Below are 7,208 nucleotides of genomic sequence, written 5' to 3' on the forward strand. Positions count from 1 at the left end.
AAATCATTCCTTCTCTTAAGTCGATCCGCTCTGATGAACGACTGTAATTTCTACCCACCACGAAACTTTGCCAAACCCAGGAACATTCGTGCTGGTCCACAATTTCCTTGCGGATTGAATTGGATTCAACATACCACTTGCAGGCTGTATGGATACATTGAGATGATTATTCCAACCTTTGTCATTCAGCCATAGCACCAAATAAGGACAGTATTGAGTATCGTAACGCAATTCAAGCGACTCTCCGCCATCTGCAGTGACGATTCTTGCCCAACCTTCCGGGATTGGATTGACGAAGTAAATTTTATGGGCATATGGTTTCAACGAACAGCCTGGTTTATCGAGATGATACTTTTCTGTTGTCTCCGGATTGGGCCAGCGGAAGACTGTCTCTGGTAAGAGCTCAGAGTCAGTGGAATGCGCAACCCTGAATTGCTGAGCGCTATCTGGCAGTTCAATTCTATCTCCCGGCCTGACCGTCCATAAAGGGTGGGCTGACCAAAAATATGGCATCTCAAACGGTGAATGGTTCTCCAGTATATATTCAAGACGCAGAGTATCCTCAGCAACCAATCGCAAGGCTCTCGTCAACGTGTATGGGAGTCTCACACCGTGCACGGACAATACCAACTCTTCTGCACGAGCTTCCTGCACTTGCCACGGCAACGACCTAACCTCACCGTGATCGGGCAGAATCACACCTTGCCAGGGAAATTTATCGACGTGGCACGCATCCAGATTTGGAAACAACTCGTCCCAACCACGTGCGTCACCCATCTCAACCACACTATCATATCCTGAATTTTCCATATGGCCATTGGCTGGATATAACCACTCACGGCCGTTGACTGTTGACAGTGAGACGATTTTGCCGCCCAATGATGGCACAACCACGACCTTCAGGTAACCATTCTCTCCTACCCATACCTGAGTTTGACCTATTGTATCCCAGTTAAAATACCCTTCACTTCTCCGCTTGCTTTTTTTTCGCTCCAAATAGGATGGGATATGTCTCATCATGACACGCTTCCCCCTCTTCAAGCAAGATGCCCGTAAGGCATCCTACGGTTGAAAAGTGGATTTTGCGCCTCATAGAAAAAGTTTACATTTTCTTCAAGAAAGACAATATAAAAATAGGCAGCAGCTAGCGCTCCTGCCATTCAACATTTCACGATATTCTCTTCAAATTTGCCAGGGCCAAGGCGTATTCGACCACGCCCAGCTCTCACCTGTTGGGCTGTTGCCATACTGTTGAAGAGGACCAAATTTGGCTTCAAACTGACTCATTAAATTGGCTTTACGCTTTTGAAATTGCTGAAATTGAGCCAGTGCTGCTGAATCATTCGGATGCGTATCCAAATAGAGGGTCAAATCAACCAGTACAAAATCGACAGCCTGCAACTCCTGCAAATAGTGATAGTATTGGGAGGAAACTGACATACTCATCGCCCCCCTTTGCCATCATGGTAAGGATAGGGGCTGAACAAGTCGGGCCACAGTACTCCGTGGCGAAGTGCCTGTTGAGGAGAATACTGTTTCAATTGCGTAGGTTGTACGGTTATCCACTGGTTGGGTGGAATGACAAAACGAACAAATCCCCTGCCGGGACAAGGATCGTACGGACTGCGGTAGGGTGCGTAAGCAGCCCACTGGTGAAACTGCACTGGCAAAACCTCGCTTTCGCAGGTCTTAGCAGCCTTTAAAAAGGCTAAGCCCTTCTCTATGACGATACGTATAGCATAGAGATATGCGAATAGGACAGTTTACAGACGCCAGACTGCTGCAATACCACGACTCATTTGAAAATATTAGTGCAATAGTAAGGCTACTACAAGCCCCACCACACCGCCGCCGAGTACTTCAATTGGCCTATGGCCAACATGTTCATTCAGTACGGGCCAATCTGTCAGCCACCAAGGCAATTTTGCAATCCGCATAGCTGGTATTTTGTTGGTTTTCCAGTTTGTAGAATCCACTCGACCTTGCCCACTTCCCTGGTTCACATTTTTTTGAGAATGGAGCAAAGCGTGTTGCCCTTTTAAATCGTGCAGCAATCGATTTAACACAGCGGCTTGACGACCAGTTTGCCAGCGCACCCCAGCTGCGTCGTACATGACAATGATGGCAATAAACAAGCCTAATCCCAAAACTGGATTTTGACCGCCATAACGTAGCCATAATTCAACAACCAAAGCAACCACCAAAGCTGTGTGTGAACTCGGCATACCGCCAGACTGCCGCATACGCTGCCAATCAAAACGGCGAGCTTGAATCATGATGAGAATAGGCTTCAGTACCTGGGCAGTGACCATAGCCACCAGCGGAGCAATCCAGATATAAGCGGATTCTCTCAATATCACATTAGTTTCCTCCATTATCAAATCCTTACTTGCTGTGGGAACCCACTAAAGGATTTGAGTTAGACGTTGACGATACATTTCATACAGAAGAACACTGCCAGCCATTGCAGCATTGAGACTCTCTACTGTTTTCTGCATGGGAATAGACAACGTTTCATCAATCAAATGCAAAAGGCTAGCCGAAATTCCATGCGCTTCACTGCCAATGACCAAGAGAGTTGGAGCAGTTAAAGAAACATCATGGCACATTCTTTCAGCATCAGCTTGAGCAGCAATCACGTGACCTCCAGGATAGCAACGCTTCCATTCTTCAATATAAACCGACAATGCTTCTCCCACAACCGATAGCCGAAACAATCCACCCATTGCAGCGCGTACCACTTTTGGAGAAAGAAAATCAACAGTCCCTATTCCACAGCATACTTCTTGAACGCCAAACGCTTCCGCACTGCGAATCAGTGTACCGACATTCCCAGGGTCTTGTAGTCCATCTAAGAGTAGAACATGTTCAGGATATTGAGGGCGAGTTTTTTCTTCCGGCCAGACAGCAACAGCCAAAATACCCTGTGAAGATTCTGTATCACTGACGAGAGCATAAGCTTGTTCAGATACTTCCCATACATGTTCAATTTTCTTATAGCCAGACAGTGACTCGAGTGCGGAAAAATCTCTCTGCCGAGTGGAGAGCAATACCAGTGTCTCGATGCATAGTTCACTTTCCAATAAATCTCGAACGAGTTGCTCACCTTCTACCAAAAAGCTACGCTTTTGCCAACGCTCGTTTTTTTTCTTTAAGCGAGCTAAAGAGCGAATTTTTGGATTTTGCGGCGACTCGATATACTGTACGGTCATTGATTCATCTCCCCACCAAAATGAAGAAAGAAAACCCGGCCACAAAGAGACGGTTCGGATCAAATTCACCGAACGCTCAAAAGCCGGGTTGACCTTAGTGTTGCAATGTGTGTTGACCGACGGTTGATTACGCCTCTATCTTAGCGCGCGCAACCTTGACCAATTCAGCAAAGGCCGCACCGTCTGTCACAGCCAAATCAGCTAGCATCTTGCGATTCACTTCTATACCTGCCAATTTCAATCCATGCATCATCTTACTGTAAGATAAACCGCTCTGACGCGCAGCCGCATTAATACGTTGAATCCAAAGGCGACGAAAATCACGTTTACGGACTCGACGATCACGGTACGCGTATACGAGAGATTTCATAACCTGCTGTTTAGCCGTACGATACAGACGATGTTTAGAACCGCGATAACCACGCGCAAGTTTCAAAATCGCTTTATGACGACGACGAGTGACTTTACCAGACTTTACTCTTGCCATTTTCCAACTTCCTCCTCAGATGCCTCACAGCGAATCTGCAAACCTCACTCCGCTATCGAGTGCGTATGGGGTTGTCCAATCTAAATTCATTCCAAAACTAATTAAAGATAGCTGACCAAATGTTTAATACGCTTGACATCTGATGGAGAGACAAGTGTCGTCCCCCGCAAAGTCCGCTTGCGTTTTGCCGACTTCACTTCGGCTTTATGATACGCAAAAGCGTGGGCTCGCTTCAGTTTGCCATTGCCAGTACGCTTTACTCGCTTGGAGAGACCACTATGAGTCTTCATTTTTGGCATATTCGTTTCCTCCCAAACCATGTAAACCCGCCGCAACCTGCAGTACACCGCCGGGCGGCGGATTTCATCTATTCATCAAAAAACATGGTATAGATTTTACTGTTCCGCTTACTTCCTACATCAAGTCGTACCACTCTATACAACTTGCCGAGAGCCTCTTCATTTTAAGTGGACGATTTGGGCGCCAGAATCATAATCATGCTCCGTCCCTCAAGGCGAGGAACGCGTTCAACCGTTGCTGAATCTTTGACGGCTTCAGCAAATTTCATCAACAACTGCTGACCGAGAGAAGCGTGTGTAATTTCTCTTCCACGAAAGCGAACAGAAATTTTCACTTTATCCCCATCCGCCAAAAACTTCATTACATTTTTTAGCTTAACCTGAAAGTCATGCTCCTCAATATTCGGGGTCATGCGAATTTCCTTGAGCAGAATAACTTTTTGATTTTTACGAGCTTCTTTTTCCTTCTTGCTCTGTTCATACTTGAACTTGCCATAGTCCATGATGCGGCAAACGGGCGGCTTCGCCGTAGGCGCCACATTGACGAGATCTAAGCTGCGTTCTTCAGCCAAACGGCGAGCATCACGCAACTGCATAATACCCAACTGATTGTTGTTTTCGTCAATTACCCGCACTTCTCTGGCGCGTATCCCATCATTGACTTGATACTCTTCTTTGCTAATCTGCTGTCACCTCCGGATGAATTCAAGCCCGCCATAAAAAAAGCGCGGCAATCATCCGCGCTCTTGTTTATTTGCACCCAATAATCGCAAATCAACAATTCTTCAACCCGCCAGCCGTACCAGCCAGGTGAGAAGCGAGCGCTTCTTCTTTAGAATTACGTGTAAACACACAATACCATTATAGCAGCAATTCACAAAAAAAACATCATACCAACAATTTTTTCTCTGCAATCTCTTGAGCGAGCATTTCAGTAAACTCGGACAATTGTAGGGGACCCATATCTCCTTTTCCATACCTTCTTACCGATACACTGCCATTATCCCGTTCTTTTTCACCCACAACCAGTGTGTATGGAATTTTGCGCACTTGAGCTTCACGAATTTTATAGCCAATCTTCTCTGGCCGAACATCCGCTTCTGCTCGAAAACCACGTTGAGAGAGAAACTCCGCCGTTTCTTGAGCATAGCCTGAAAATTCTTCAGCGACACTAGCGACACGTACTTGTACAGGAGCAAGCCAAGCCGGGAAAGCTCCCGAAAAATGTTCCGTCAAAATTCCCAAAAAACGATCGATAGACCCAAAGATTGCGCGATGGATAACCACCGGACGATGCATTTTTCCATCCTCACCGACGTATTCCAAATCAAAACGCACTGGTAATTGGAAATCCAATTGGACTGTTGCACACTGCCATGTACGTCCAATCGCATCACGAATGTGAAAATCGATTTTAGGTCCGTAAAATGCCCCGTCCCCCGGATTGATGCGATACTCAACACCCGCTCCATCAAGAGCTGCCTGCAAAGCTGACTCAGCTTCTGTCCACAGTTCATCCGAACCCATAGAATTTTCTGGACGAGTGGATAGCTCGATATGATAAGGGAATTCAAACACGCCGTAGATTTTAGAGACTAATTCAAGCACATTCTCAATCTCTCTGCCAATCTGATTCGGTTGGCAAAAGATGTGAGCGTCATCTTGCGTAAACGCCCGCACACGCATCATACCACCGAGTGTTCCGCGCAATTCATGTCTGTGTACATGACCGTACTCTGCTATGCGCAACGGTAATTCTCGATAAGAGCGCAGTTTATTGCGGTAAATCAACATATGTCCAGGACAGTTCATCGGTTTGAGCGCATAAAGTTCATCGTCAGCTTCCGAGACATACATGTTCTCTTTGTAATGATCCCAATGGCCTGATTCGACCCAGAGCCGCTGATTCATCAGCGTTGGTGTGCGGACTTCCTGGTATCCGGCCTCAACTTGCAAACGCCGTTCAAATATTTCTAACTCATTGCGAATAACCAATCCATTTGGCAAATAAAACGGCATACCCGGAGCATCTTCAGAGAACATAAATAGTTCTAGCTCCTTGCCAAGTTTACGGTGATCGCGTTGCTTCGCTTCTTCCAAAAATTTTAAATGATCTTCCAGTTGAGATTTTTTTGCAAACGCTACTGCGTATAAACGGGTCAACATCTCTCGTTGACTATCTCCTCGCCAATAAGCTCCCGCCAAGGACATAATTTTGAAGGCTTTAATATAGCCTGTAGATGGAAGATGCGGGCCTCGACAAAGATCGACAAATTCGCCTTGTCGATAGAGTGTCAGTGTCGTATCCGCAGGCAAGTCTTCAATAATTTCTACCTTGAAACGATCGCCACGGGTTCGAAAAAATTCGAGCGCATCGGAACGACTAATTTCTTCTCGAATGATAGGTAGATTTTCGCGAATAATGTTTTGCATTTCAGTTTCTATAGCAGAAAACTCTTCAGGAGAAAAATCGTGATCGGCAAAATCGTAATAGAATCCATTTTCAATCACGGGTCCAATGGCAAACTTGGTACCTGGAAACAGTCTTGCTACTGCCTGCGCCATTACATGAGCTGCGGAATGGCGCATAACTTCCAAACCTTCTGCGTCTGCTAGAGTAAAAAACTCGACTACAGCGTCTTCATGAACAGTGCGCTGCAAATCCATCCAATGACCATTCACTTTAGCCACTACTGCCTCTCTGCCAAGCCGGGCAGAGAGGCGCATAGCAAGTTGTTGCAAGGTGGTACCGCTCTCCACCGCAATTTGTTGACCGTCTTTGAGCGTAATTTGGTGTTCCAACATCGTTACCTCCATTTTTTTGCATTTTTATTTTCATCTGAAGCCAATCCCATTGGACAGCTTTGACAATCGAGTAGGAGGGGGTGACTAACCCCCGTCCTCTCACACCACCGTACGTACCGTTCGGTATACGGCGGTTCATGTTGTGGAACGAATCACATCGTATCGCTCAACTAAGCTAACCAGTCCTCGGTCACGCCAATAGGCAAGACCGAGGGCTTTATTCATTTGTGGGGTATTTGAGAGTCTCCAGTAGCCCTTGCGGGAACCGCTTATCAGGACTGCCCATTCCTCGGGAATCCCAAGGACGACGAGGTTTCGTCGCTTTGTCTTAGGTTTCTTCCATTGCTTAAGGAAGCACATTCTCAATCGGTGACGTATCCACTTGTCTAAGTCCTCGAACACACT

General features: G+C 46.3%; 10 protein-coding genes. All 10 read right to left on the bottom strand.

What is annotated here, in order from left to right; genetic code table 11:
* Nucleotides 1-15: 15 nt before the first annotated feature.
* A complete protein-coding gene (locus BUA75_RS01200; RefSeq protein ID WP_072872731.1) occupies nt 16-1,020 on the bottom strand; it encodes an aldose epimerase family protein in 1,005 nt (334 codons plus the stop codon).
* 162 nt (nt 1,021-1,182) lie between these two features.
* Nucleotides 1,183-1,446: a spore coat protein CotJB gene (locus tag BUA75_RS01205; RefSeq protein WP_203115278.1), complete on the bottom strand. Its 264-nt coding sequence runs from the start codon at nt 1,444-1,446 to the stop codon at nt 1,183-1,185.
* Nucleotides 1,443-1,664, bottom strand: a complete 222-nt coding sequence (locus BUA75_RS01210) for a spore coat associated protein CotJA (RefSeq protein ID WP_072872733.1) — start codon at nt 1,662-1,664, stop codon at nt 1,443-1,445. Before BUA75_RS01210 ends, BUA75_RS01205 begins: the two co-directional genes overlap by 4 nt.
* Nucleotides 1,665-1,808: 144 nt before the next feature.
* Nucleotides 1,809-2,360: a divergent PAP2 family protein gene (locus tag BUA75_RS01215; protein WP_238413657.1), complete on the bottom strand. Its 552-nt coding sequence runs from the start codon at nt 2,358-2,360 to the stop codon at nt 1,809-1,811.
* A gap of 45 nt (nt 2,361-2,405) precedes the next feature.
* Nucleotides 2,406-3,212, bottom strand: coding sequence for a TrmH family RNA methyltransferase (locus BUA75_RS01220; RefSeq protein ID WP_072872734.1), 807 nt, complete (start codon nt 3,210-3,212; stop codon nt 2,406-2,408).
* A 127-nt stretch (nt 3,213-3,339) separates the two neighbouring features.
* Complete coding sequence (gene rplT / locus BUA75_RS01225; protein WP_072872735.1) at nt 3,340-3,699, bottom strand: 50S ribosomal protein L20; 360 nt, start codon at nt 3,697-3,699, stop codon at nt 3,340-3,342.
* 101 nt (nt 3,700-3,800) lie between these two features.
* A complete protein-coding gene (gene rpmI / locus BUA75_RS01230) occupies nt 3,801-3,998 on the bottom strand; it encodes a 50S ribosomal protein L35 (protein ID WP_072872736.1) in 198 nt (65 codons plus the stop codon).
* Nucleotides 3,999-4,162: 164 nt separating this feature from the next.
* Nucleotides 4,163-4,681 (bottom strand): translation initiation factor IF-3, encoded by a 519-nt coding sequence (infC, locus tag BUA75_RS01235; protein ID WP_072872737.1) that lies wholly within the window; start codon nt 4,679-4,681, stop codon nt 4,163-4,165.
* 205 nt (nt 4,682-4,886) lie between these two features.
* Nucleotides 4,887-6,803, bottom strand: coding sequence for a threonine--tRNA ligase (gene thrS, locus BUA75_RS01240; RefSeq protein WP_072872738.1), 1,917 nt, complete (start codon nt 6,801-6,803; stop codon nt 4,887-4,889).
* Between the two features lie 135 nt (nt 6,804-6,938).
* Nucleotides 6,939-7,205 (bottom strand): group II intron maturase-specific domain-containing protein, encoded by a 267-nt coding sequence (locus tag BUA75_RS16490; RefSeq protein ID WP_423219861.1) that lies wholly within the window; start codon nt 7,203-7,205, stop codon nt 6,939-6,941.
* Nucleotides 7,206-7,208: the final 3 nt, after the last annotated feature.

The organism is Alicyclobacillus tolerans (assembly GCF_900142255.1).
GTDB classification, from domain to species: domain Bacteria; phylum Bacillota; class Bacilli; order Alicyclobacillales; family Alicyclobacillaceae; genus Alicyclobacillus_I; species Alicyclobacillus_I tolerans.